Raw genomic sequence first — 25,173 nt, forward strand, 5'->3', positions numbered from 1 at the left:
CTCTGGCAATACTCAGGTGCGTTGTTATTGCTGTAATAACGCACACCTTTCCTGTTCCAGTACGTTTAATACCTTTCTGAGGTGCGGCACCTGCAGCCCGCCAAAACCAAAGAACATCACCGCATCGGAATTTTTTTGCCGCCAGGCTGTTTCTGAGCCGTTTTCAATTTCCTGTAATGTATCAAAGCGTACCCCTGCCCGCAGACAGCGCTGACGTAGTTTTGCGATGACGTCAGGCGACCAGTTAAGGCGCAATGAGAGATGTAACCCTGCCGTGGCACCATCGATCTTTCCTTCAGGGAACAGGGTTGATAAGCCATCACGCAGTAATGCGAGGCGTGCTGCGTAGTTGCAGGCTAGCTTGCCGAGATGGGTATAAAACACCTGGTTTTGCATTAACTCGGCTAAAAACTGCTGCAATAACCACTGGCTACCATTGTTGTTCAGCGCTTTCATATTTTGAATGGCGGGCAGCAGTTCATCAGGGCAAACGAGGTAACCGAGACGTGCCCCCGGTCCCAGCGTTTTTGAGAAGGTCCCCATGTAGATAACCCGGTTGTGGTAATCCATGGCTTTCAGTGCCGGAAGGGGATTCTCGCCATACGTAAATACGGCGTCGTAATCGTCTTCAATAATCCAGGCACCCACTCGCTGTGCCCACGTGAGTAATGACTTACGTCGTTCAAGTGACAGAACACTGCCCATGGGATACTGATGAGCGGGTGTCACATAACAAAGCTGGGTTTCAACTTCGGGTAAATTATCGGTGCACAGCCCGTGATTATCCACGGCAATAGACGTAATATCGGCACCATAATAATTAAACAGATGCCATGCGCCAGAATAACAAGGTGATTCGGCGACCACGTGACATTTTTTATTCTGGCTTAGTGCATGATGAATAATGAATATTTGACTGAGCAGTGATAATCCTTCCTGAATTCCATCAGTAATGATGATATTTTGTGCGCTGGTATTAATGCCACGGGATAAATTAAGGTATCTGACAATTTGCTCACGCAATGAAAATAATCCATTTGGTGAATGGTACCGGGTCAGTAACTGCTCTTTAAGTACGCTGGGGGCATTATTCCATTTACGCCAGCTTGACCAGGGAAACGCATTGGGGTCAGGGACGCCCACCCGGCAATAGCACTCACGCCCCATTTCAGCGTAAACATCGGTAGAAACACCGGCGGGCTTAGGCTTTATCGGTGGTGAGCCTTCCACAGATGGCACGTGTGCCGGGGGACTACGCATAGGTGCCGTAAATGTGACCTCATAGCCGATACCCTGCCTGCTCTTAATAAAACCGGCCGCCATCAGTTTTTCATACGCCATCACCACCGTGATTTTGGCCACGTTTAACGTCTGCGCCTGCTCGCGGATAGAGGGCAGTTTATCCCCGCAAAGCAAATCGCCTTGCTGAATTGCCTGAAAGTAGAATTGAAAGATCTGCAATTGTAGCGGGGTGCGACTTTCCCTGTTGAGAGACAGCGTCAGCATGAGGAATTTCCTTGTTTAAACAATAACGGCATATTACACGTTTCAACATATTGCTATTTTGACACTCCTCATAGAGTTAAGGCTGTTCCTATAATCTGAAATCGCTGTCTCTATTTTTGCTTTTTAATATCCCTTAGCGTGACGCTATTAAAAAAATGGAGGCAGGTATGTCGTGGATAAAAAAGAACGCGCTTTGGTGGGCGTTAGGTGGCGCAGTCGTAATGGCCATTGTTATTTGGGGAACATGGCAAGGAGTCCATTACACCAGCACTACGGAGTTTTGTTTATCGTGCCACTCGATGCGCACATCAGGAGATGAGTATAAAACCAGCGTGCATTTTCGTAATGCCTCTGGCGTGCGAGCGGAGTGTAAGGATTGCCACATTCCCCCGGGAGTCGTCCCGACGTTGATGCGTAAAACCGAAGCCCTTAACGATCTCTACCACACCTTTATCTCACCTTCTATTGATACCCCGGAAAAGTTCAATGCTAAACGGGCTGAGCTCGCCCAGCGAGAGTGGGCGCGGATGAGCGCCAACAACTCGGCAGCCTGTAAATCGTGTCACAGCTATGAAGCGATGGATCATGGAAAACAATCCGCCAATGCCGCGGCGCAGATGACGGCGGCAGCGGCGAAGGACAGCAACTGCATTGATTGCCACAAAGGGATCGCGCACCACAAACCGGATATGAGCAGTGGTTTTCGCGATCGCTACAAGCAGCTACAACAGCAGGCAGAGAAACTATCAACTGCGACGACGCTGTTTTCGTTAAGCGAAAAAACACTGACAGCCACGGCAGGGGCACCAGCAGGGAAAGCGCTGTTATTTCCGGCGACCCAGGTCAAGGTGCTGCAAAAAGAGGGGAGCAACGTCCAGTTGGAAGTAACAGGCTGGCGTGAAAGCAAGGGGCGTGGGCGGGTGCTCACCCAGTATATGGGCAAACGCATATTCTCCGCGGTTCTGGATGCTTCACTGCTGGAAAACGTCAAAGTCCTGCAAACCCAGACTGACCCAGGTTCGCATCAGGAATGGCAGCAGGTGAGCGTCACCGCATGGACCTCCGCGCAGGGACTCATCGATAGCATTACTCCGGTGTGGGAGTACTCAGATCAGATGCTGCAATCGACGTGTAGCGCCTGTCACAGCACGCCGCCGGCTACCCGATACACCGCCAATGGTTGGATTGCCGGACTGAAAGCGATGTCGACGTATTATCGACTCAATCCGGTGGAAGAACGTACGTTGTTGAAATACCTCCAGACCCACGCCAGCGATGTGTCTGAACCCAACAAATAATAAGGATAAGATATGGATATTCATGATTTTAATCCGTCCCGTCGTCGTTTTCTGACCGGAATGCTGGCGGTTGGCGCTGCCAGTGCGCTGGCGCCTAATCCACTGATATCAAAAGTATGGGCGGCGGGGGAAAACCCCGAACAATGGATCCAGTCCGGCTCACACTATGGTGCTTTTGAAGCCAAAGTGGTTAACGGCGAGTGGACGGAAACGCGCCCGTTCAAATATGACAAATACCCGTGCGATATGCTCAATGCGGTACGTGAAATCGTCTACAACCCTTCACGGGTTCGCTATCCGATGGTTCGACTGGACTGGTTGCGCAAGCGTGAGAAGTCGGATCGTAGCCAGCGGGGAGATAATCGTTTTGTGCGGGTTAGCTGGGATCAGGCGCTGGACCTGTTTTATGAAGAGCTGGAGCGGGTGCAAAAAACCTACGGTTCATCCGGCGTCTTTACCGGGCTAGCGGATTGGCAAATGGTGGGCAAATACCACAAGGCTGGCGGTGCAATGGACAGAGGGCTCGGCCTGCATGGTAGCTATGTGACGACCGTAGGCGACTATTCAGCGGCTGCAGCGCAGGTGATTTTGCCGCATGTTATTGGCTCGCTTGAAGTCTATGAACAGCAAACCTCGCTGCCGTTAGTTATCGAGAACAGCAATACCATCGTACTGTGGGGCTGCGATCCGATCAAGAATCTACAGATCGAGTTTCTGGTTCCCGATCACGACGCGTTTGGCTACTGGCAGCAGATCAAAGAGGCCGTCGCCCAGGGCAAAATGCGCGTCATCAGCGTTGATCCGGTGCGGAGCAAATCGCAAAATTTTCTGGGGTGTGAACAGCTGGCGTTACGACCACAGACCGATGTTGCGTTACTGCTGGCGCTCGCACATACCCTGTATGAAGAAAAACTGTACGACACGGCATTTATTAACGACTACACCGTCGGCTTCGAGCAGTTTTTACCCTACCTGATGGGAGATACAGACAAGCAGCCGAAAAACGCCGAGTGGGCTGCTGAAATCTGTGGGCTGACCGCGGATCAGATCCGTGATTTTGCCCGGCTGCTGGTGAAAGGCCGGACGCAGTTTATGGGCGGTTGGTGCGTACAGCGTATGCACCACGGCGAACAGTATCCCTGGATGCTGGTGGTGCTGGCCAGTATGGTCGGTCAAATCGGGTTACCGGGCGGCGGTGTGGGGTTTGGCTGGCACTACAACGGCGGAGGGACGGTGACGTCAGCCGGGCCGGTACTTTCTGGTCTGGGGAGCATTAACAATCCGCCAGAGGCGAAGTATAAACCAGATTTTCGCGGCGTATCCGAGCATATTCCTACCTCACGTATTGTTGATTGCCTGCTGGAGCCGGGCAAAAAGATTGCGTTTAACGGTGAGACGTTAATCTACCCTGACATCAAAATGGCGATCTTCAGCGCGGCTAACCCGTTCCACGCCCAGCAGGATCGCAACCGCATGATCGAGGCGTGGAAGAAACTGGAGACCGTGGTGGTGTTAGATCACCAATGGACCGCATCCTGTCGTTTTGCCGATATCGTCCTGCCTGTTACCACACGCTTTGAACGCAACGATATTGAGCAGTTTGGCACCCATTCAAATAAGGGACTGATGGCGCTGCATCAGGTCGTCAAACCGCAATATGAAGCGCGGCATGATTTCGACGTGTTTGCCGGACTCTGTAAACGTTTTAACAAGGAGTCGGTATACCGGGAAAACCGCGATGAAATGCAGTGGGTACAAGCGCTCTATGACGAAGGGGTCAAAACGGGTGCCTCGCTCGGTGTTACGTTGCCAGACTTTGACACGTTCTGGAAAGGTGAAGGGTATGTTGAATATCCCGCGGGACAACCGTGGGTGCGTCATGGCGAATTTCGCGATCAGCCCGATCTTAATCCCCTGGGCACACCATCAGGTCTGATTGAAATTTACAGCAAAACGATTGCCGGTTTTCAGTATGACGATTGCCCCGGGCATCCGGTGTGGATGGAGCCGTTTGAACGTAGCCATCAGGGCAGGAAAGATAAATATCCACTACACCTGCAATCCTGTCACCCGGATAAACGCCTGCACTCCCAGTTGTGCTCAAGTGATGCGTTTCGCAGCACGTATGCGGTAGCGGGAAGAGAACCGCTTTACATCAGCGAGCAAGATGCTGCCGCGCGGGGGTTAAAAGCCGGGGATATTGCGCGGGTCTTTAACGCGCGCGGTCAGGTGCTGGCGGGAGTGGTGATTAGCCCTGATTTTACCCCTGGCGTGATCCGCATTCATGAAGGGGCATGGTATTCCCCACTGGAAGGTGGGAAAGTCGGGACGCTATGTACCTATGGCGATCCTAATGTTCTGAGCGCGGATATTGGTACGTCTCAACTGGCGCAAGGGCCTTCAGCGCATACCGTGCTGGTGGATGTCGAACGCTATCAGCAACATGTTCCACCGGTCACGGGATTTGGTGGGCCGGAGACAGTGAAAGAGGAGGGGGACAATGCTGCATAACCTTATTTTCCAGCAACGCGCCGCGGTCTACCAGTGGTTTTCACAATTGCTGTTTCGTGAGCTGGAGCAGAAACAACTCGCCCGTCTTGAAAGCGAGGATACCCGACAGTGGCTTGCGTCGCTGGCGGGTATCCCCGGGCTTTCGCTGGATGTCAAAAAACTGGAGCGTAGCCTGACGCAGGTTCTGCGTCGTGAAAGCCGACAACTGGAGCTGGCCGCAGATTTTGCAACGTTATTTCTGCTGGCGCCGCCTGGCGGTGTTTCTCCGTATGCGGGACATTATCCGCACACAACAGCGGCCGAAGAACGTCGACAAATGAATGTACTGTTGGTTGAACACGGGCTGGCTGCGCAGGAAAATGAGCCTTCCGATCATATCGCTATACAGCTGGCTTTGATGGCGAGAATGGTGGCCAAAGAGGAAACGCTATCTGCACAATATTACTTTTTGCATCATCACATTATGTGTTGGGCACCCTTGTTCCGTGATAGCTGCCTGCAGCGTGATGAGAAGGGATTTTATGCGCGGGCGGTTAGCGTAATTGTGGGTTTTATACGGGAAGATGAGCAGTATCTGGAATCACTGTTGATAGATGATTTTTATCTCAGTAGTCAACGCTGAAAATGACAAAGGGACAGCTCGTGCTGTCCCTGATCGTCAATGTGTGGCAGCGGTATTAGTCTGCGCGTCCCATATAGCGGCGTTCTTCGATATGAATGCGGATTTTCTCACCCGCACTCAGATACTCAGGAACCTGGATCACCAGACCGGTGCTCAGGGTTGCTGGTTTGTTACGCGCACTCGCTGAAGCACCTTTAATGCCCGGTGAGGTTTCAACGATTTCCAGGTCTACGGTCTGAGGCAGTTCAAGCGCCAGCAGTTGGCCGTCCCAGGTCAGTACCTGCATGTCCGGCATCCCGCCTTCCGGGATGAACAGCAGTTCTTCTTCAATCTGGTCTTTGGTGAAGGTATACGGGGTATAGTCTTCTTTATCCATAAAGACATATTCGTTGCCATCAACGTAGGAGAAATCAACCCCGCGGCGGCTCAGAGTAACGGTATCCACGATATCGTCGCCTTTGAAGCGCTCTTCAACTTTCAGACCGGTACGGACATCAGAGAAACGCATTTTGTACAGCGTAGCTGCACCACGTGCGGACGGTGATTGAATATCGATATCTTTTACAATCAGCAGCTTGCCGTTGTAGTTCAGTACCATACCTTTTTTAATTTCGTTCGCTCTTGGCATCGAAAAAATCCTGTAGTGAGGAGTGTCTAAAATATCGCGTCAAACTACTCGCGCCGGGGCATTCAGGCAAGCGGAATTCACACTTTTGCTGGTGCAAAAAAGGTGGTATACACTTCGCCCTTCTGGTTACCTCGTTGTTGGCTGTGTGTATGTCATCTTGAGGCGCGCCGAATGAATTTGTGTATACTGTTCGCTACCTGAACAATCCGATGGTTATGCTAAAGAGAATACTGTATGGAATGCCGTCCGGATTGTGGCGCATGTTGCACCGCACCTTCTATCTCCAGCCCGATCCCGGGCATGCCTGATGGCAAGCCCGCCAATACGCCGTGCGTTCAGTTAGATGAATCCCTGCGCTGTAAAATTTTTGCGTCTCCGTTGCGCCCAAAAGTGTGTGCCGGTTTGCAACCCAGTGCGGAAATGTGCGGTAAAACGACACACCAGGCTATGCTGTATCTTATTGAGCTGGAAGCGTTGACTGCGCCTTAAACGTCTTTGATGCGCACCAGGCACACAACCGTCGCGACGATCATTACCAGCGCAAACCAGAATACGGCGTGGTAATTCCAGATTTCTGCGGCAATACCCGCCAACGACCCGGCAATAATCCAGCCGACGCGAATGGTATTGGTGTACAACGTTGTGGCCGATCCCGCCTGTCCCGGCATTAAATCCTGAAAATAAAGCATGCCAATCCCGCCGAGGATGCCGATGTAAATCGCGTTCAGCAACTGTAAGCCGAGCAAAACCGCCGGTGAATGTGCCAACAGCATGCCTGCATAAAAAAAGAACCCGGCGATGGCGGCGATTCTCATCAACAGACGTTTGCCCAGACGTTTGGCAAAATATCCCGCAATCAGCATGGTTGGAATTTCCAGTCCTGCTGCGGTGCCCATCATGATACCGGCGAGTTTTTCAGGCAGATGCAGTTCGTTGATGATAAACAGAGGCATATTAATGATATAGAGGCTGTTGGTGCCCCACATTAATGTGCAGATAGCAAAAAGCAGCAGCGTATCACGACGATTACGGCGTGGAGCTTCAACCGCCCCTGTTGCGAGAGGTACGCTTTTGTTCATTGACGGTAAGAAAAACCAGACCATCACGCCGCAGACAATAAATGCCACCGCGGCGCTGAGATACATCACCGTAAAGCTGAACCCCATGGCCAGCGCGTAGGCCAATGGTGGGCCAATCACCCAGGCCAGTGAAACCTGAGCACGTAAAATCGAGCTGAACATGACGGCTTCCCGGCCCGTGCGATCGGCATGTTCACGAGCAAGCGCGAACATTTGCGGGTTGGCGGTGGAGCCAAAGCTACTGAGAAATACGCCGACAAACAGCAAAATAAAATAGTTACGGTTCCAGGCAAACAACACGCAGGCCAGCATACCCAGCACACAGCAAAAAACGATCAGGTTTTTACGATCGCCTTTTTTGTCAGAGCGTCCGGCCAGAAACTGGCTTACCAAAATGCCGATGACGGCGCTACCGGTAAAAAAGAAACCCACCATTCCCGGACGAGCATGGACCTCATCGGTCAGAAAAAGGCTGAGCGTGGGTGTCTGTAATGCCCCGGCGATACCCGTGAGAAAAGCGACAAGCAGGAACGCCGAAGACGTTAAATCAAACGCCTTGGGTGTGGCGGCTACGGGGGTGTTATGCATGTTTAGCTATCAGTGGAGTGAAGAGAGGCGGAGTTTACGCTGCTCGCCAGAAAATAAACAGGGCACTAAATCAAAATCGGTATGGAAAATCAAAATGTCATTTCAGTCTGAGAAGTCCACATGCTGACGATGCTGAAGTTGAGTAGCTGAACACGTTTTTGTGTCAGCTTGTTTCAAAGAAACGCCGAGAAAATGTGCGGTACATCTAAATTCAGCAAGTTAATTGTTAACTTTACTTGCGTGCTGAAGCAGAAAGATCCAGACTCCTTGAAACGTTTCAGCGTCATCTTGCCTTAACTAATGGAGTCGGGTGACGCCTTTTTTCTCATGTTAGCTGAATCGTTTCAATTCAGCAGGAGAGGAGAATCATGTTCCAGTTATCTGTTCAGGATATTCACCCGGGCGAACAGGCCGGGAACAAAGAAGAGGCTATTCGCCAGGTTGCCGCAGCCCTGGTGCAAGCGGGCAACGTTGCGGACGGCTATGTCAATGGCATGCTGGCGCGCGAACAACAAACATCGACGTTTCTCGGCAATGGTATTGCCATTCCTCACGGTACGACAGACACACGCGATCAGGTGCTGAAAACCGGGGTGCAGGTGTTTCAGTTTCCGCAGGGTGTGACGTGGGGCGAAGGTCAGGTTGCGTATGTGGCAATCGGCATTGCAGCCAGCTCAGATGAGCACCTTGGGTTGTTGCGTCAGCTGACCCATGTATTGAGTGATGACTCGGTTGCAGAACAGCTGAAATCTGCCACCACGGCAGAAGAATTACGTGCATTGCTGATGGGCGAAAAGCAGAGCGAACAGCTGAAGCTTGATAACGAAACGCTGTCATTGGACGTCGTCGCCACTTCGCTGGTGACGCTGCAGGCGCTGAACGCCGCGCGTCTGAAAGAAGCCGGTGCAGTAGATGCCACCTTTGTGGCCAGAGCGATTAACGAGCAACCAATGAATCTTGGTCAGGGCATCTGGCTGAATGATTGTGCTGAAGGCAATGTGCGCAGCGCCGTCGCGGTCAGTCGTGCGGCAAGCGCATTTGACGTTCAGGGCGAAGCCGCTGCGCTGCTGGTGACTGTCGCGATGAATGATGACCAGCCCGTTGCAGTGCTGAAGCGTCTTGGCGATCTGTTGCTGAGCAATAAAGCTGACCGTTTGCTGAAGGCAGATGCTGCAACGGTGTTGGCGCTGCTGACCAGCGATGATGCATTAACTGATGATGTACTGAGTGCCGAGTTTGTAGTGCGTAATGAGCATGGTTTACACGCCCGTCCGGGCACCATGCTGGTGAATACGATTAAACAATTTAATAGTGAAATAACCGTGACAAATCTTGATGGAACCGGAAAACCGGCAAATGGACGCAGTTTGATGAAAGTTGTGGCATTGGGCGTGAAAAAAGGACACCACCTGCGCTTTACCGCACAGGGTGAAGATGCTGAACAGGCGCTGAAAGCCATTGGCGATGCCATCGCGGCAGGTCTTGGGGAGGGCGCATAATGAGCAGACGTGTTGCAACTATCACCCTGAACCCGGCTTACGATCTGGTCGGTTTTTGCCCGGAAATTGAACGCGGTGAAGTCAATCTGGTGAAAACGACCGGTCTGCATGCGGCGGGAAAAGGGATTAACGTCGCAAAAGTGCTTAAAGACCTGGGGATTGACGTGACGGTTGGCGGCTTTCTGGGTAAGGACAACCAGGATGGTTTTCAGCAGTTGTTCAGTGAGCTGGGCATCGCTAACCGTTTTCAGGTGGTGCAGGGGCGTACCCGAATTAACGTCAAGCTGACTGAAAAAGATGGTGAAGTTTCTGACTTCAATTTTTCTGGTTTTGAAGTCACACCGGCTGACTGGGAACGCTTTGTGAATGACTCACTGAGCTGGCTGGGTCAGTTCGATATGGTGTGTGTCAGCGGCAGCTTGCCGACCGGCGTGAGCCCTGAAGCATTCACTGACTGGATGACGCGCCTGCGCAGTCAGTGCCCATGCATTATCTTTGATAGTAGTCGTGAAGCGCTGGTCGCTGGCCTGAAGGCAGCTCCGTGGCTGGTGAAACCAAACCGTCGTGAACTGGAAATCTGGGCTGGCCGTAAGCTGCCAGAAATGAAAGATGTTATTGATGCGGCACATGCTCTGCGTGAGCAAGGCATTGCGCACGTGGTGATTTCACTCGGTGCGGAAGGCGCGTTGTGGGTCAACGCTTCGGGTGAATGGATTGCTAAGCCACCGTCAGTTGAGGTGGTCAGCACTGTAGGTGCGGGGGATTCGATGGTTGGCGGTCTGATTTATGGCTTGCTGATGCGTGAATCCAGCGAACATACACTGCGTCTGGCGACGGCAGTTGCCGCCCTGGCGGTAAGCCAAAGCAATGTGGGTATTACCGATCGTCCTCAGTTGGCCGCAATGATGGCGCGTGTCGACTTAAAACCGTTTAACTGACAGCAGGAGAGGCATAATGAAAACGCTGCTGATTATTGACGCTAATCTCGGCCAGGCTCGCGCCTATATGGCGAAAACCCTGCTTGGAGCGGCGGCACAGAAAGCGCATCTGGAGATCATCGACAATCCAAATGATGCAGAACTGGCGATTGTCCTGGGCGATACGCTACCTGTCGACAATTCGCTGAACGGCAAAAAGGTCTGGCTGGGTGACATCGGTCGTGCGGTTGCGCATCCCGAGCTTTTTCTCAGTGAAGCAAAAGGTCATGCGCAGCCATATAGTGCGCCGGTTGTGGCAACGCCAGCAGCAAGCAATGGTCCAAAACGTGTGGTGGCAGTGACAGCCTGTCCGACAGGCGTCGCACATACGTTTATGGCTGCTGAAGCTATTGAAACCGAAGCGAAAAAACGCGGCTGGTGGGTGAAAGTGGAAACCCGTGGCTCAGTAGGAGCAGGTAATGCCATTACGCCGGAAGAGGTTGCCGAGGCTGATCTGGTGATTGTGGCGGCTGATATTGAGGTTGATCTGGCGAAATTTGCTGGAAAACCGATGTATCGCACGTCTACGGGTCTGGCGCTGAAGAAAACGAAGCAGGAACTGGATAAAGCGCTGGATGAAGCGACCCCGTATCAGCCTGCCGGGAAGAATCAGACTGCTGCTACAGAAGGAAAAAAAGAGGGTGCGGGCGCGTATCGTCACCTGTTGACCGGTGTGTCTTACATGCTGCCGATGGTGGTGGCGGGTGGTCTGTGTATTGCGCTGTCATTCGCCTTTGGTATTGAAGCATTCAAAGAGCAGGGTACGCTGGCGGCAGCACTGATGCAGATTGGTGGGGGCTCAGCCTTTGCTCTGATGGTGCCCGTTCTGGCAGGTTATATCGCGTTTTCTATCGCTGACCGTCCTGGTCTGACGCCGGGTCTTATCGGCGGTATGCTGGCAGTGAGTACCGGTTCTGGCTTTATCGGTGGGATTATCGCCGGTTTCCTTGCCGGTTATGTGGCGAAGCTCATCAGCACGAAGCTGAAACTCCCACAGAGTATGGAAGCGCTGAAACCGATTCTGATTATTCCGCTCCTTTCGAGCCTGGTCGTTGGTCTGGCAATGATTTACCTGATTGGTAAACCGGTTGCGGGTATTCTGGAAGGCCTGACTCACTGGCTGCAAACCATGGGGACGGCGAATGCGGTTCTGCTTGGCGCTATTCTTGGCGGCATGATGTGTACCGACATGGGCGGTCCAGTGAACAAAGCGGCCTACGCTTTCGGGGTGGGTCTGCTGAGTACGCAAACTTATGCACCGATGGCAGCCATTATGGCGGCAGGTATGGTGCCACCGTTGGCGCTGGGTCTGGCAACGCTGGTTGCGCGTCGCAAGTTCGACAAAGCACAACAAGAAGGTGGCAAAGCGGCGCTGGTTCTGGGTTTATGCTTTATCACCGAAGGTGCAATTCCGTTCGCGGCACGCGATCCGATGCGTGTTCTGCCATGCTGTATCGTCGGTGGCGCGGTGACGGGAGCAATCTCAATGGCTGTGGGTGCGAAGTTGATGGCGCCACACGGCGGACTGTTTGTACTGTTGATCCCTGGCGCCATTACCCCTGTACTTGGTTACCTGCTGGCGATTGTTGCTGGCACGCTGGTAGCCGGTCTCTCCTATGCGGTGCTGAAGCGCCCGGAAGCAGATGTTGTGGCAAAAGCGGCATGATTTAATGCTGACATCGGGGGCAGAGATTTCTCTGCCCCTTTTTTTATCCATTAACCGCCGCCTGGAGATGTGAAAAACGGTTCAGGCAATCATTGGCGCGATGATAAAACCAAAGGCAACGCCAGCGATGATCCCACCAAGTCCTGGCAACATAAACGGATGGTTTAATACATACTTGCCCACGCGCGTTGTCCCGGTAGTGTCGAACTCCATTGCCGCCAGTGAAGTGGGGTATGTGGGTAGAACAAACACCCCCGTCACTGCCACATAGGACGCCAGAATGGCCCAGGTGGGTACACCAAGCGCGACGGCAAGCGGGATAATCAGCGGCGTGGTGGCTCCCTGCGAATAGAGCAGTGCGCAGGTCCCAAACAGCACCAGTGCCAACAGCATCGGATAAGCCCGTAGAATGTCACCCGCGATATCCTTTATCCCTGTTAAATGGGCGTCAATGAAGGTTGTGCCCAACGTAACAATCCCCAGAATCACCGCCAACGAACTCATCCCTGCCCGAAAAGTGGATGTCAGAACAATCGCATCTGTTGATGTTTTGCATAACACCACCATCAGGCAAGCGGCAGATAACATGCAGATAATAATAATATCCCGCGTATTCATCGGACTACCGACGTCGAATCCCGGACGTAGCTGAGGGCAGGCGGCAAGGATGACGATGACGACCGTTGCCAGCATAAACAAGGCAACGGAAAGCACAGCACCCGGCGTCGTACTACTCTGGCTTTCATATTTACGCACCAGACCTTTTTGCAGGCGTTGCAGATACACTTCATCATCCTGTAGCTCGCATCCCTGGCGTGAAGCGATTAATGCGGCCACCATTGCGGCAACGAATGAGGCGGGCAGGCATACCGCCATGACCTGGATAAAGCTGACGCCGTTTCCTTCCATGATGGTCAACATTGCGGCCATCGCAGCGCTGATCGGCGAGCCGGATATTGCCACCTGCGAGGCGACGACGGATCCTGCTAGCGTGCGTGAGGGGCGGATACCGGACTCTTTTGCTACCTCGGCAATGACCGGTAGGGTAGAAAAAACAATAAATCCGGTCCCCGCCATAATGGTCATCGCCCAGGTAATAATGGGCGCAATGATATTGATATATTTAGGGTTACGCCGCATAAAATTCCCGGCAACGCGTACCAGATAATCCATACCACCTGCGGCCTGTAGTGCTGAGGCAGCCACGACCACCGTCATAATAATGAGAATCACGTCAACGGGCGGCGAACCAATTTGCAACCCAAATCCCAGCGTTAAAATAGCCAGCCCCAGCCCGCCACATAAACCAATACCAATACCGCCGAGGCGGATACCAAAAAATATTGCGCCCAACACTACGATAATTTCCAGCCAAATCATAATGGCCTCCACCTGAGAGTGATTCGTTATTAATATGGGGATTTGCTTGATGCGATAATTAACCTGAATTTCATTTTTGCTGTGCTAAAAGATGATTTTTACCAACGCGTTTCTCGTACCATTTAATACCGGCGCGAACCAACGAACCGGTTGAATCAATATATTTTTCGGGTGACATTTTGACTGCCTCAGCAAGAATGACGGGAACTTCAGTGCATCCCAACACGATGACCTGTGCACCGCGTGAGAAGAGTGCTTCTGCCTGTTCATTCATCAGCGTTTGCGCCCGCTTAACATCACCGGCTTTTAAGCAATAGATACTTTCCATCACCTTTTCCTGACCGGCCGGGTCAGGGCTGACGCAGGTTAAACCAAGAGATTCTATGCCCTTTTGATAGAGACCCATGTACAACGTGGCGTTGGTGGCAAGTAAACCGATACGCGATTTTCCGCAGTTCCTGACCTCGCTGATGGTTGTTTCAACAATGCTGAGCAGCTCTGTGTGACAGCACTCTTTTAATTCTTTAAACCAAAAATGGGCGGTATTACAGGGGATCACAATACACTCCGCGCCAGCATCTTCGAGTTTATGCATATAATCGCGCATTGCCGGGAGTGGGGAATTTCCATGATGCATTAACGCGTCGGTTCGGTCAGGAATGTCAGGAATAGAGGATATAATTAATGGGATATGTTCCTGGTCACGTTGTACTGCGGTAAATGTGACGAATTTATTAAAGAGATCGACGGTTGCAGCTGGTCCCATACCACCCAGTACGCCAATTAAACCTTTCACGATATATACCTCGACTTACCGATAATTGATATTCAGATCTGGATTGTGTCTGCTGATCATGTTTAACAGCAGTGAGACGCGAGGAGAAATGCAATAATGTTGGGTTCAATGCAAAAACTGCATGATTGTGGTTTCTTCTACAATCCCGGTAGTCCTGTATTTAGCCAGAGACCCGACAATCCGGCGTGGGTAAGCGATCGTAACCAGTGGGCAGAGGATCCTGTTAATGTTTAAAACGAAGGCTTTATGCAAAAAACGAATCACCAGGTGTTGATGAGGATTATCATATGCGGAAATATTCAGGCATGATGCTACAGGTTAATTGGCATATTTAAACATCCGTGTGATACGCATGAAAAATATTGAGACAAAATGGTTATATGACTTTCTGACGCTGGAAGCGTGCCGTCATTTTTCCCAGGCGGCTGAGGAACGTAACATCTCCCAACCGGCATTTAGCCGGCGGATCAAAGCGCTCGAATCCGCCGTGGGGGTACAGCTTTTTGATCGCACGACGAGTCCACTGCAACTCACGGAGGAGGGCAAGCTATTCCATTCGCAAACCCGTAGTCTGCTGCAACAGCTGGAATGCAATCTGGATGAGCTAAGTGGGCACAACCTGCTTGGGGTACCCAATATCAAAATAGCGGCGGCACATTCTCTGTCGCTGACGATGTTGCCCAGATTAGTGCACTCAATGGCAGCCTGGGGTGAAGAATTTGTCTGGCACGTCGAAGCTATCGATGTTGTTCAGGCGGTGAATACTCTGCGCGAGGGGAAAAGTGATTTTATTATCTCTTTTCGGGATGAAGACTTAATGCAGTCGCCATTCTGCGGTTTGAAGGTTTTTGAGTCTGAGCTGTATCCCGTCTGTGCAGCTGACGCGCAGGGGGAGGCGTTATTTGATATCTATCAGCCGCAGGTGCCGATTCTGAACTATACCAGTACATCCTACATGGGAAGATTGGTAAACCGTCATCTGGCGGAAGTGGGCGGTATTTCTGCTCGTACACTGTTTATGTCTTCGATGAGTGAGTTATTGAAAAATATGGCACTAGATGGGCATGGTATCGCCTGGCTGCCGGTGTGGACTATCGTAAACGAACTGCGTGACAAGCGGCTGGTTTGTCTGCAGACGCCGGAACTGATGGTGCCTATTCAGGCCTATATTTACCGGATGGATACCCGCTTGAATAAAACGGCTGAGCACTTCTGGCGGATTTTGTACAACCACATGCCGGAGGATCTGGTTTCGCTCAGTTAATACACGCCAGTCTGCCTGGCGCATCTGTAAAGTCTCCGGTTATTCGGAGGTTATTTTTTTAGTTTGCTCAATTTGTGTTCTGCCTCTCATTTTTTCTCTTCCTTGCAAACTGTATCTATAAAAAATTGTGACTCTGTTCATATCTATTTGCTTTAGATCTTGCTGATGGATTTACTTTACAAAAAACCTGGCTAACATGAACATATGTTTGATAGTGAACATGTGCTCTAATAATCTTTGCTGTGGTAAAGATTATTTTTGACGAACTCATTAGTGGTAATTATATTGCCAGGGGACGTGCTATGCGTGAAAAGGAATACATAGTAACCATTGGCTCGGCCAATATGGATGTGGCCGGGTATTCGCATGCTTCTCTAAATTATGCGGACTCGAATCCGGGGAAAATAAAATTTACGCCAGGCGGCGTGGGACGCAATATCGCTCATAATTTGGCGCTGCTGGGGAAAGATTCATGGTTACTGACTGCCGTTGGTAGCGATTTCTATGGACAATCACTGCTGGCGCAAACTAATCAATCTGGTGTTCATGTCGAAAAATGCCTGATTGTTGCTGGAGAAAATACATCAAGTTATTTGTCGCTGCTTGATAATACCGGTGAGATGCTGGTTGCCATTAATGATATGAGTATTACTGACCACATTTCAGCGGCTTTTTTGTCGCAACATCGTGATTTTATTCGTGCAGCAAAAGTCATTGTCGCTGACTGTAATATCAGTGAAGACGCGCTGACATGGGTGTTGGAAAACGCGGGTGAGGTACCGGTGTTTGTTGACCCGGTATCGGCATGGAAGTGCGTTAAAATTCGCGAGCAGCTCGGCAAAATCCACACCTTAAAGCCTAATCGACTTGAAGCTGAAACCCTGAGTGGGATTGCACTTTCCGGGCGAGAAGATGTTGGCAAAGTTGCCACGTGGTTTCATGAGCGCGGCCTAAACCGGCTGGTGCTCAGCATGGGCGGCGACGGCGTTTATTACAGTGATATCTCGGGGAGTAGCGGTTGGTCGCTGCCCATTAAAACTCACGTCATTAATGTCACGGGGGCTGGTGATGCCATGATGGCGGGACTGGCTTCCTGCTGGGTCGACGGTCTGCCCTTTATTGATTCGGTTCGATTTGCGCAGGGGTGCTCATCTATGGCACTGGCCTGTGAATATACCAATAACCCTGATTTGTCTGTTGCGAATGTTAGCTCAATAGTGGAGAACACAGAATGTCTGAATTAACTCTTTCCTCTGAATTATTACAAATATCTCCAGAAGTTCAGGAAGCATTAAACAGTAAAAAACCCATTGTTGCACTTGAGTCAACCATTATTTCCCATGGCATGCCATTTCCACAAAATGCGCAGACAGCGATTGAAGTAGAAGAAACTATTCGCAAACATGGTGCTGTGCCTGCGACTATTGCCATTATCGGCGGAATAATGAAAGTAGGTTTAAGTAAAGATGAAATTGAACTTTTAGGACGTGAAGGGCATAACGTGGCTAAAGTTAGCCGCCGAGATTTACCATTTGTTGTAGCCGCCGGGAAAAATGGCGCGACTACCGTTGCCTCTACCATGATTATTGCCGCTATGGCGGGAATTAAAGTATTTGCAACCGGGGGTATCGGCGGAGTTCACCGTGGGGCTGAGCATACATTTGATATTTCTGCGGATCTACAAGAACTGGCACATACCAATGTCACGGTTATTTGCGCAGGGGCAAAATCTATTCTCGATCTCGGATTAACAACCGAATATTTAGAAACCTTCGGTGTGCCGCTCATTGGTTATCAGACAACATCGCTGCCAGCATTTTTCTGCCGCACCAGTCCGTTTGACGTCAGTATTCGTCTGGACAGCGCAAAAGAGATTGCCCGCGCGATGGCGGTGAAATGGCAAACCGGCCTGAACGGCGGCCTGGTTGTCGCAAATCCCATCCCTGAACAGTTTGCCATGGCAGAGGAAAAAATTAACGCGGCAATCGATCGGGCAGTGAAGGAAGCTGAAGAGCAGGGCGTTGTGGGCAAAGATAGCACGCCGTTCCTTCTGGCACGGGTTGCGGAACTTACCGGAGGCGACAGTCTGAAATCTAACATTCAGTTGGTGTTCAACAACGCCGTACTGGCTTGCGAGATTGCGAAGGAATACCAACGCCTCGCCTGACCAAATTTTCCGGGCAGAAAGCGGTCGCCCGTGAATATCAAACCTACCAAAACCTGGCGTTAGCGCCGGGTTTCCTGGCATGAAGGGATTTCATTATGGATATAATGAGAAGTGTTGTGGGTATGGTGGTATTACTGGCCATCGCGTTTCTGCTGTCAGTAAATAAAAAACGGATTAGCCTGCGTACCGTTGGCGCAGCGTTGGTTTTGCAAATCGCCATTGGCGGTATCATGTTGTATTTCCCGCCGGGGAAATGGCTGGTTGAACAGGCCGCGCTCGGCGTCCACAAGGTGATGTCATATAGTGACGCGGGTAGCGCATTTATCTTTGGCTCCCTCGTTGGGCCAAAAATGGATGTGCTGTTTGACGGGGCCGGGTTTATCTTCGCCTTCCGGGTGCTCCCGGCCATCATTTTTGTGACCGCACTCATCAGTCTGCTCTACTACATTGGCGTGATGGGGTTGTTGATCCGCATCCTCGGCGGTATTTTCCAGAAAGCGTTGAACATCAGTAAGATCGAGTCATTTGTCGCAGTAACCACGATTTTCCTCGGGCAAAACGAGATCCCGGCAATCGTGAAACCGTTTATTGACCGCCTGAATCGCAATGAGCTGTTTACCGCTATTTGTAGCGGAATGGCCTCGATTGCTGGCTCCATGATGATTGGTTACGCCGGAATGGGCGTCCCGATCGACTATTTGCTGGCGGCATCGCTGATGGCAATTCCTGGCGGTATTTTGTTCGCGCGTATGCTGAGTCCGGCAACGGAAGAATCTCGCGTCACCTTTGAAAACCTGTCATTTACTGAAACGCCACCGAAAAGCATCATCGAAGCGGCGGCCAGTGGGGCGATGACCGGGCTGAAGATCGCCGCTGGTGTGGCGACAGTAGTCATGGCATTTGTCGCCATTATCGCGCTGATTAACGGCATTATTGGTGGCGTTGGCGGTTGGTTTGGCTTCGGTCACGCGACCCTGGAAGGCATTTTTGGCTACATTCTGGCTCCGCTGGCGTGGATTATGGGCGTGGACTGGAGCGATGCGACGCTGGCAGGTAGCCTGATCGGGCAGAAGCTGGCGATTAATGAGTTTGTCGCTTATCTCAATTTCTCTCCGTACCTGCAAACGGGTGGGACGTTGGATGTGAAGACTATTGCGATTATTTCGTTTGCGCTGTGTGGTTTTGCAAACTTTGGTTCGATTGGTGTTGTCGTCGGTGCGTTTTCAGCCATTGCGCCACAGCGTGCGCCGGAAATCGCACAGCTTGGGATGAGAGCACTGGCTGCGGCAACGCTGTCAAACCTGATGAGTGCTACAATAGCCGGTTTCTTTATCGGACTGGCATAAAATAAAGTGTGTAGGCCGGATAAGCGTAGCGCTATCCGGCAGACATTCAAGCTGTTTGCAGTAAATACAGTGCGTTATCAGCGGAGAGCGTTGGGTTGTTAATACTGACGCTGGCGCGTGATAATGCTGCACAGGCCATTGCAAACTGCGCGCTTTCGCGGAACTCACTGCCTTCCAGAAAGCTGTATAACAATCCCGCCATAAATGCGTCATCGGCGCCGAAACTGTCTATCACCGTATGCTTCGGCGATGTCAGTAAAAATTGCTCTCCGTCCTTTTCGCTGCAAAAAACGGATTCGTCTTCCAGACACACAAAGATGCGTTTTACTCCCTGCTGATGGAGGTCGTTGACGGCCTGCACGCGATCCGCATCCGACTGGACAGGCTTACCCCATAAAATGCCCAGCTCTTTCTGCGTGGGTTTTAGCGTATGAATACGTGTAAACCAGGTCTTCATTTTTGCCGCTTTGAACTCTGAAACGGTATCAATAAATACCGGAATGTCATCAGCAATAGTAAATACCCACTCGATGGCTTCAGCTGTCAGATTGCAATCCGCCAGCACGACGCCGGAATGGCGGATAAGATCCCGTGAACCGTTCAGCAACTGCGGCGTTAGCTGTTGCAGAATGTGGGTATCATTAATCGCCAGTACGGTCTCTTCCTGCTGATTCGCGATCGACAAATAGGTGGAGGTGTTATGTCCATGCAGACGAATGCAACTGGAAACGTTAACACCAGCCTGACGGGTCTGTTCCAGCAGCGTTTCGCCATAGAAATCGCTGCCAACAGCGGAGATTAAATGTACGTCGCGACCCAGCAGCGCCAGGTTGTGGGCGATGTTACGCCCTACACCGCCTGCTGAGCAATGAATGCTGCCAGGGTTCGAGGCGGCCTGAGGATAATGGATGTCTGCAACACCCCGGATATCCATGTTGATAGCTCCGACAACCACGCAATAATCCTGTTCGGTAAGGATATAACCTTTACCTTTGATCATGCCTTTACGCATTAAATCCATAATATGCGCAGCGACGCGTGAACGGCTGATCTGCAAAATATCGGCGATTTCATTCTGCTGAATCAACGGATTGCGGCGCAGGATCTTAAGGATCTGCTTTTCCCTGTCGTTCATGATTAGGCCACCGCTTTTTCTGTTTGCTGGGCTTTCAGCCAGGCAATCTCTTCTGCCCAGATATCTGGATTAATGGTTTCCAGCACCAGCGGAATGCCGTCAAAACGATTGTCCTGCATAATCCATCGGAATGCGTCGTGGCCAATATTGCCTTCACCTAAGCTGTGGTGACGGTCAACGCGGCTGCCAAACGTGCTCTTGGCGTCGTTCAGGTGCATACCGCGCAGATATTTGAAACCGACAATACGTTCAAATTCCGCAAACGTCTTTTCGCATTCCTCAACGGAACGCAAATCGTAACCGGCCGCGAAGGCGTGGCAGGTATCAATACAGACGCCGACACGGGATTTATCTTCTACGCCGTCGATAATGGCGGCCAGGTGCTCAAACTTAAAGCCAAGGTTGCTGCCCTGTCCGGCGGTATTTTCAATTACCGCCGTAACGCCCTGGGTCTGGGCGAGGGCGATATTGATCGATTCGGCAATGCGCGCCAGACATTCATCTTCCGGGATCTGCATCAAATGGCTGCCCGGGTGAAAGTTCAGCAGGGATAAGCCAAGCTGTTCGCAGCGCTGCATTTCATCGATAAATGCATCACGTGATTTTTCCAGCGCATCGCTGACCGGATGACCGAGGTTTATCAGATAGCTGTCGTGAGGCAGGATTTGCGCGGAAGTATAGTGATACTTCTCGCAGGCGGATTTGAAATCATCAATGATTTCGGTGGTCAGCGGCGCGGCACGCCACTGACGCTGATTCTTGGTGAACAGGGCGAATGCGGTCGCTTCGATTTCTGCGGCTCGAATAGCGGCGTTAGCCAGACCGCCAGCGGCGCTTACGTGCGCTCCAATATATTTCATAAATTAAACCCGCCATACTCAAATGCAAAAGGAGGAAGTATAGCGGGTTAATGGAGGTGAGTCGTGCTCGTTTATGCCATCAGCGCGTGGATGGCAACGTTAATCGCGCCACCGCCCACAATCAGCCAGACAAACAGCACCAGTGCCATCAGCAGAGGTTTTGCACCGGCTTTTTTCAGCGCACTCACGTGAGTGGTTAACCCCAGTGCGGCCATCGCCATTGCCAGCAGCACGGTGTCCAGCGTAACCAGCATGTTCACCACTGACTGCGGCAGCAGGTGGAACGAGTTAAAAATCGCGACCACAATAAACAGGATGGCAAACCACGGAATAGTGATTTTACTTTTCTCTCCACTGGTCGCCGGAGAAAGTTGTTTAACACGTGCTGCCAGGATGATGAGGAACGGAGCCAGCATCATGACGCGCAGCATTTTCGCAATGACGGCTGCGTTTTCAGCTTCCGGGGTGATTGCATGCCCGGCAGCAACAACCTGTGCGACTTCATGCATCGTGGAGCCAATATAAATCCCGTAGGTTTCCGGGCTAAACCAGTGCGCCAGTAGCGGGTACATTGCCGGGTACAGGAAGATAGCAATGGTTCCGAAGATAACCACGGTAGCAACGGCGACCGTGACCTTACTGGCTTCTGCTTTCACCACCGGCTCGGTGGCTAATACCGCGGCGGCACCACAAATGCTGCTCCCCGCGCCAATCAGCCAACTGGTGTGGCGGTCCAGACCAAATACTTTCTGTCCGAGGAAGCAGGCCAGCATAAAGGTGCTGCTGAGCGTCAGGACATCAATGACGATACCGCTGACACCAACGTCGGCTATTTGGGCGAAGGTGAGGCGGAAACCATAGAGGATAATCCCCAGACGCAATAGATGTTGTTTAGCAAACAGCACACCACCGTCACAGCTTTTCCAGATTTGTGGATACACGGTGTTGCCGATAACCATCCCGAATAAGATGGCTAAGGTGAGCGCGCTGAACCCGGCACCTGCAACGGCGGGAATGGATCCACCCCATAAGGCGACCCCAGTGATAACTGCGCTCAGGGCAAGCCCCGGAATAAAATGCCACACTGTACGACGATGATTCTGTAGGGCGAGTTCAGTCATAACCCCTCCTGAACAATTTGAATGATTTCTTGGCAAAAATTGTAAGGTGAAGTGGCTTAAAAATAAAATTGATTATATATTTATAATTAATCTTTATAAGTGGTAAGCACGGGCTACCCGGTGGAAAACGACTATGCATATCACCCTGCGACAACTTGAAGTGTTTGCTGAGGTACTGAAAAGCGGCTCGACGACTCAGGCATCTGTCATGTTGTCATTGTCGCAGTCAGCGGTGAGTGCTGCGCTTACCGATTTAGAGGGGCAACTTGGCGTGCAATTGTTTGACCGCGTCGGCAAGCGGCTGGTCGTCAATGAGCACGGGCGCTTACTCTATCCGCGTGCGTTGGCCTTGCTTGAGCAAACGACAGAAATCGAACAGCTTTTTCGTGAGGATAATGGCGCGATTCGCGTCTATGCCAGTAGCACCATCGGCAACTATATTTTACCTGCCATGATTGCCGGTTACCGGCGGGATTTTCCCGATTTGCCGCTGGAACTCAGCGTGGGCAACAGCCAGGATGTTATCAATGCCGTGCTAGATTTTCGGGTCGACATCGGGCTGATTGAAGGGCCCTGTCACAGTACGGAGATCATCTCTGAACCGTGGCTGGAAGATGAACTGGTGGTATTTGCTGCGCCGTCATCGCCGCTAACCACTGGCTCCGTGACGCTGGAGCAACTTGCGGCTTCGCCCTGGATCCTGCGCGAACGTGGGTCCGGTACTCGCGAGCTGGTGGATTACCTGTTGTTGTCTCATCTACCGAGATTTCAGATGGCAATGGAGTTGGGTAACTCTGAGGCTATTAAACATGCTGTCCGCCATGGTCTCGGGATCAGTTGCTTGTCGCGTCGGGTTATTGCAGAACAACTGCAGGCAGGAACGTTAAGCGAAGTTCCGGTGCCGTTGCCACGTCTGGTTCGCACGCTTTGGCGCGTCCATCATCGGCAAAAACATCTTTCAAACTCGCTGCTACGTTTTTTACGTTATAGCGACCAGGTAGAGCAGGTTGAATAAGACGCTGATGCGTCGCACCTGCAATGAACACCCCATCGTCAACTGAGGGCAATCGTCATACGTTGCCCATTTTCTGCTTTACTTATAATCCGCGGCCAGTCATGAAGGTCTCTTATAACAGCGCATTTGTGCCGGAAGAATGCCATTTCGTCTGCTACAATCGCGCCTCATTTTTTGGATGGATAGCATTTTCACATGGTTTCCGAAACTAAAACCACAGAAGCGCCCACGCTACGCCGTGAACTGAAGGCGCGTCACCTGACGATGATCGCTATTGGTGGTTCCATCGGTACGGGTCTTTTCGTTGCATCTGGTGCAACCATTTCTGCGGCGGGTCCTGGCGGCGCGCTGTTTTCCTATATTCTGATTGGCCTGATGGTGTACTTCCTGATGACCAGTCTTGGTGAGCTGGCTGCCTACATGCCGGTTTCCGGTTCGTTCTCTACCTACGGTCAGAACTATGTAGAAGAAGGCTTTGGCTTCGCGCTCGGCTGGAACTACTGGTACAACTGGGCGGTGACTATCGCCGTGGACCTGGTGGCCGCACAATTGGTAATGAGCTGGTGGTTCCCGGATACGCCTGGTTGGATCTGGAGCGCGCTGTTCCTTGGCGTTATCTTCCTGCTGAACTACATCTCGGTACGTGGATTTGGCGAAGCGGAATATTGGTTCTCACTGATCAAAGTTACCACCGTCATTATCTTCATCGTAGTTGGCGTAATGATGATTTTCGGTATCTTCAAAGGCGCTCAGCCGGTGGGCTGGAGCAACTGGACGACCGGTGATGCACCGTTTGCTGGCGGTTTTGCCGCCATGATTGGTGTGGCGATGATCGTCGGCTTCTCCTTCCAGGGGACCGAGTTGATTGGTATCGCCGCGGGCGAATCTGAAGATCCAGAGAAGAACATTCCACGCGCGGTGCGCCAGGTATTCTGGCGAATCCTGCTGTTCTATGTGTTCGCGATTTTGATTATCAGCCTGATTATCCCGTATACCGATCCGAGCCTGCTGCGCAATGATGTAAAAGACATCAGCGTCAGCCCGTTCACGCTGGTATTCCAGCACGCGGGTCTGCTGTCTGCGGCGGCGGTGATGAACGCCGTTATCCTGACGGCGGTGCTGTCGGCGGGTAACTCCGGGATGTATGCATCAACACGTATGCTCTACACCCTGGCATGTGACGGTAAAGCGCCGCGTATCTTCTCTAAGTTGTCTCGTGGCGGCGTACCGCGTAACGCGCTGTATGCGACGACTGTCGTGGCAGGTCTGTGCTTCCTGACATCCATGTTTGGTAACCAGACTGTGTACCTGTGGCTGTTGAACACCTCCGGGATGACGGGTTTTATCGCCTGGCTGGGAATTGCAATTAGCCACTATCGTTTCCGCCGTGGTTACGTGTTGCAGGGCCATGATATTAAGGATCTGCCGTATCGTTCAGGCTTCTTCCCTCTGGGGCCGATCTTTGCCTTTGTCCTGTGCTTGATAATCACCCTGGGGCAAAACTACGAAGCGTTCCTGAAAGATACCATTGACTGGGGCGGCGTAATGGCAACCTACATTGGTATCCCGCTGTTCCTGATCATCTGGTTTGGCTATAAGCTGACCAAAGGAACCCGTTTCGTTCGTTACAGCGAAATGAAATTCCCGGGTCGCGTGAAGAAATAACAGTATAAAAAAGCAATAAAAAACCCCGGCATGATGAGTGCCGGGGTTTT

21 protein-coding genes are annotated in these 25,173 nt (G+C 51.6%); 13 read left to right on the plus strand and 8 right to left on the minus strand.

Annotation, left to right across the window (positions count from 1 at the left end):
- Positions 1-24: 24 nt before the first annotated feature.
- Entirely contained in the window at positions 25-1,506 is a 1,482-nt protein-coding gene (gene pdxR / locus OGX91_RS20435) for a MocR-like pyridoxine biosynthesis transcription factor PdxR (RefSeq protein ID WP_005129261.1), read from the minus strand.
- 167 nt (positions 1,507-1,673) lie between these two features.
- Here pdxR and torC point away from each other — a divergent pair, with 167 nt between their 5' ends.
- Genes torC through torD form a run of 3 tightly spaced genes read left to right on the plus strand, consistent with a single transcriptional unit; the run spans position 1,674 to position 5,937 of the window.
- Complete coding sequence (gene torC, locus OGX91_RS20440) at positions 1,674-2,804, plus strand: pentaheme c-type cytochrome TorC (RefSeq protein ID WP_005129259.1); 1,131 nt, start codon at positions 1,674-1,676, stop codon at positions 2,802-2,804.
- Between the two features lie 12 nt (positions 2,805-2,816).
- Complete coding sequence (gene torA / locus OGX91_RS20445) at positions 2,817-5,315, plus strand: trimethylamine-N-oxide reductase TorA (protein WP_005129258.1); 2,499 nt, start codon at positions 2,817-2,819, stop codon at positions 5,313-5,315.
- The gene (gene torD, locus OGX91_RS20450) at positions 5,305-5,937 is read left to right on the plus strand and encodes a molecular chaperone TorD (protein WP_005129256.1); all 633 of its coding nucleotides are present in this window, start codon (positions 5,305-5,307) and stop codon (positions 5,935-5,937) included. The genes torA and torD overlap by 11 nt, the downstream gene beginning before the upstream one ends.
- Before the next feature lie 55 nt (positions 5,938-5,992).
- Here the strand turns inward: torD and yeiP are convergent, their stop codons facing one another.
- Positions 5,993-6,565, minus strand: coding sequence for an elongation factor P-like protein YeiP (yeiP, locus tag OGX91_RS20455; protein WP_005129255.1), 573 nt, complete (start codon positions 6,563-6,565; stop codon positions 5,993-5,995).
- Between the two features lie 234 nt (positions 6,566-6,799).
- On the opposite strand from yeiP, the gene OGX91_RS20460 reads away from it, so the two are divergent.
- Positions 6,800-7,054, plus strand: coding sequence for a YkgJ family cysteine cluster protein (locus OGX91_RS20460; protein ID WP_005129254.1), 255 nt, complete (start codon positions 6,800-6,802; stop codon positions 7,052-7,054).
- On the opposite strand, the gene setB is transcribed toward OGX91_RS20460, so the two are convergent.
- A complete protein-coding gene (setB, locus tag OGX91_RS20465; RefSeq protein ID WP_199946871.1) occupies positions 7,051-8,232 on the minus strand; it encodes a sugar efflux transporter SetB in 1,182 nt (393 codons plus the stop codon). The genes OGX91_RS20460 and setB overlap by 4 nt on opposite strands.
- Before the next feature lie 368 nt (positions 8,233-8,600).
- Here setB and fruB point away from each other — a divergent pair, with 368 nt between their 5' ends.
- The 3 genes from fruB to fruA are packed head-to-tail and all read left to right on the plus strand — an operon-like array spanning position 8,601 to position 12,374.
- Positions 8,601-9,731: a fused PTS fructose transporter subunit IIA/HPr protein gene (fruB, locus tag OGX91_RS20470; RefSeq protein ID WP_005129247.1), complete on the plus strand. Its 1,131-nt coding sequence runs from the start codon at positions 8,601-8,603 to the stop codon at positions 9,729-9,731.
- Positions 9,731-10,669: a 1-phosphofructokinase gene (gene fruK, locus OGX91_RS20475; RefSeq protein ID WP_003027446.1), complete on the plus strand. Its 939-nt coding sequence runs from the start codon at positions 9,731-9,733 to the stop codon at positions 10,667-10,669. Before fruB ends, fruK begins: the two co-directional genes overlap by 1 nt.
- A 16-nt stretch (positions 10,670-10,685) precedes the next feature.
- A complete protein-coding gene (fruA, locus tag OGX91_RS20480) occupies positions 10,686-12,374 on the plus strand; it encodes a PTS fructose transporter subunit IIBC (protein ID WP_149691482.1) in 1,689 nt (562 codons plus the stop codon).
- Between the two features lie 81 nt (positions 12,375-12,455).
- On the opposite strand, the gene OGX91_RS20485 is transcribed toward fruA, so the two are convergent.
- Both OGX91_RS20485 and cuyB read right to left on the minus strand, forming a co-directional pair.
- Positions 12,456-13,754 (minus strand): anaerobic C4-dicarboxylate transporter, encoded by a 1,299-nt coding sequence (locus OGX91_RS20485; RefSeq protein WP_040230609.1) that lies wholly within the window; start codon positions 13,752-13,754, stop codon positions 12,456-12,458.
- A gap of 70 nt (positions 13,755-13,824) precedes the next feature.
- Positions 13,825-14,550, minus strand: coding sequence for a cysteate racemase (gene cuyB / locus OGX91_RS20490; RefSeq protein WP_005129244.1), 726 nt, complete (start codon positions 14,548-14,550; stop codon positions 13,825-13,827).
- A 352-nt stretch (positions 14,551-14,902) separates the two neighbouring features.
- On the opposite strand from cuyB, the gene hypT reads away from it, so the two are divergent.
- The 4 genes from hypT to OGX91_RS20510 all read left to right on the plus strand — a co-directional run bounded on the left by hypT (position 14,903) and on the right by OGX91_RS20510 (position 19,327).
- On the plus strand, positions 14,903-15,814 hold the full coding sequence (gene hypT / locus OGX91_RS20495; RefSeq protein ID WP_149691483.1) for a hypochlorite stress DNA-binding transcriptional regulator HypT: 912 nt from the start codon (positions 14,903-14,905) through the stop codon (positions 15,812-15,814).
- 302 nt (positions 15,815-16,116) lie between these two features.
- Positions 16,117-17,058: a pseudouridine kinase gene (locus OGX91_RS20500; RefSeq protein ID WP_286627304.1), complete on the plus strand. Its 942-nt coding sequence runs from the start codon at positions 16,117-16,119 to the stop codon at positions 17,056-17,058.
- Entirely contained in the window at positions 17,046-17,981 is a 936-nt protein-coding gene (locus OGX91_RS20505; RefSeq protein WP_040230611.1) for a pseudouridine-5'-phosphate glycosidase, read from the plus strand. The genes OGX91_RS20500 and OGX91_RS20505 overlap by 13 nt, the downstream gene beginning before the upstream one ends.
- A 95-nt stretch (positions 17,982-18,076) precedes the next feature.
- Complete coding sequence (locus OGX91_RS20510; protein WP_040230612.1) at positions 18,077-19,327, plus strand: NupC/NupG family nucleoside CNT transporter; 1,251 nt, start codon at positions 18,077-18,079, stop codon at positions 19,325-19,327.
- 46 nt (positions 19,328-19,373) lie between these two features.
- On the opposite strand, the gene OGX91_RS20515 is transcribed toward OGX91_RS20510, so the two are convergent.
- The 3 genes from OGX91_RS20515 to OGX91_RS20525 form a co-directional block, all read right to left on the minus strand.
- Positions 19,374-20,462 carry a sugar kinase gene (locus OGX91_RS20515; RefSeq protein WP_005129227.1) on the minus strand — a complete coding sequence of 363 codons (1,089 nt, stop codon included), beginning with the start codon at positions 20,460-20,462 and terminating at the stop codon, positions 19,374-19,376.
- Between the two features lie 2 nt (positions 20,463-20,464).
- Positions 20,465-21,322 (minus strand): deoxyribonuclease IV, encoded by an 858-nt coding sequence (gene nfo, locus OGX91_RS20520; protein ID WP_005129226.1) that lies wholly within the window; start codon positions 21,320-21,322, stop codon positions 20,465-20,467.
- A gap of 71 nt (positions 21,323-21,393) precedes the next feature.
- Entirely contained in the window at positions 21,394-22,443 is a 1,050-nt protein-coding gene (locus OGX91_RS20525) for a YeiH family protein (RefSeq protein WP_286627240.1), read from the minus strand.
- A gap of 133 nt (positions 22,444-22,576) precedes the next feature.
- Between OGX91_RS20525 and yieE the strand changes: the two genes are divergently transcribed.
- Both yieE and lysP read left to right on the plus strand, forming a co-directional pair.
- Entirely contained in the window at positions 22,577-23,458 is an 882-nt protein-coding gene (gene yieE / locus OGX91_RS20530; RefSeq protein WP_040230613.1) for a DNA-binding transcriptional regulator YeiE, read from the plus strand.
- A 195-nt stretch (positions 23,459-23,653) separates the two neighbouring features.
- Positions 23,654-25,123, plus strand: a complete 1,470-nt coding sequence (gene lysP / locus OGX91_RS20535; protein ID WP_286627241.1) for a lysine-specific permease — start codon at positions 23,654-23,656, stop codon at positions 25,121-25,123.
- Positions 25,124-25,173 lie beyond the last annotated feature (50 nt).

The sequence above is a fragment of the Citrobacter sp. Cpa228 genome, from assembly GCF_030333085.1.
Taxonomy (GTDB): Bacteria; Pseudomonadota; Gammaproteobacteria; order Enterobacterales; family Enterobacteriaceae; genus Citrobacter; species Citrobacter pasteurii.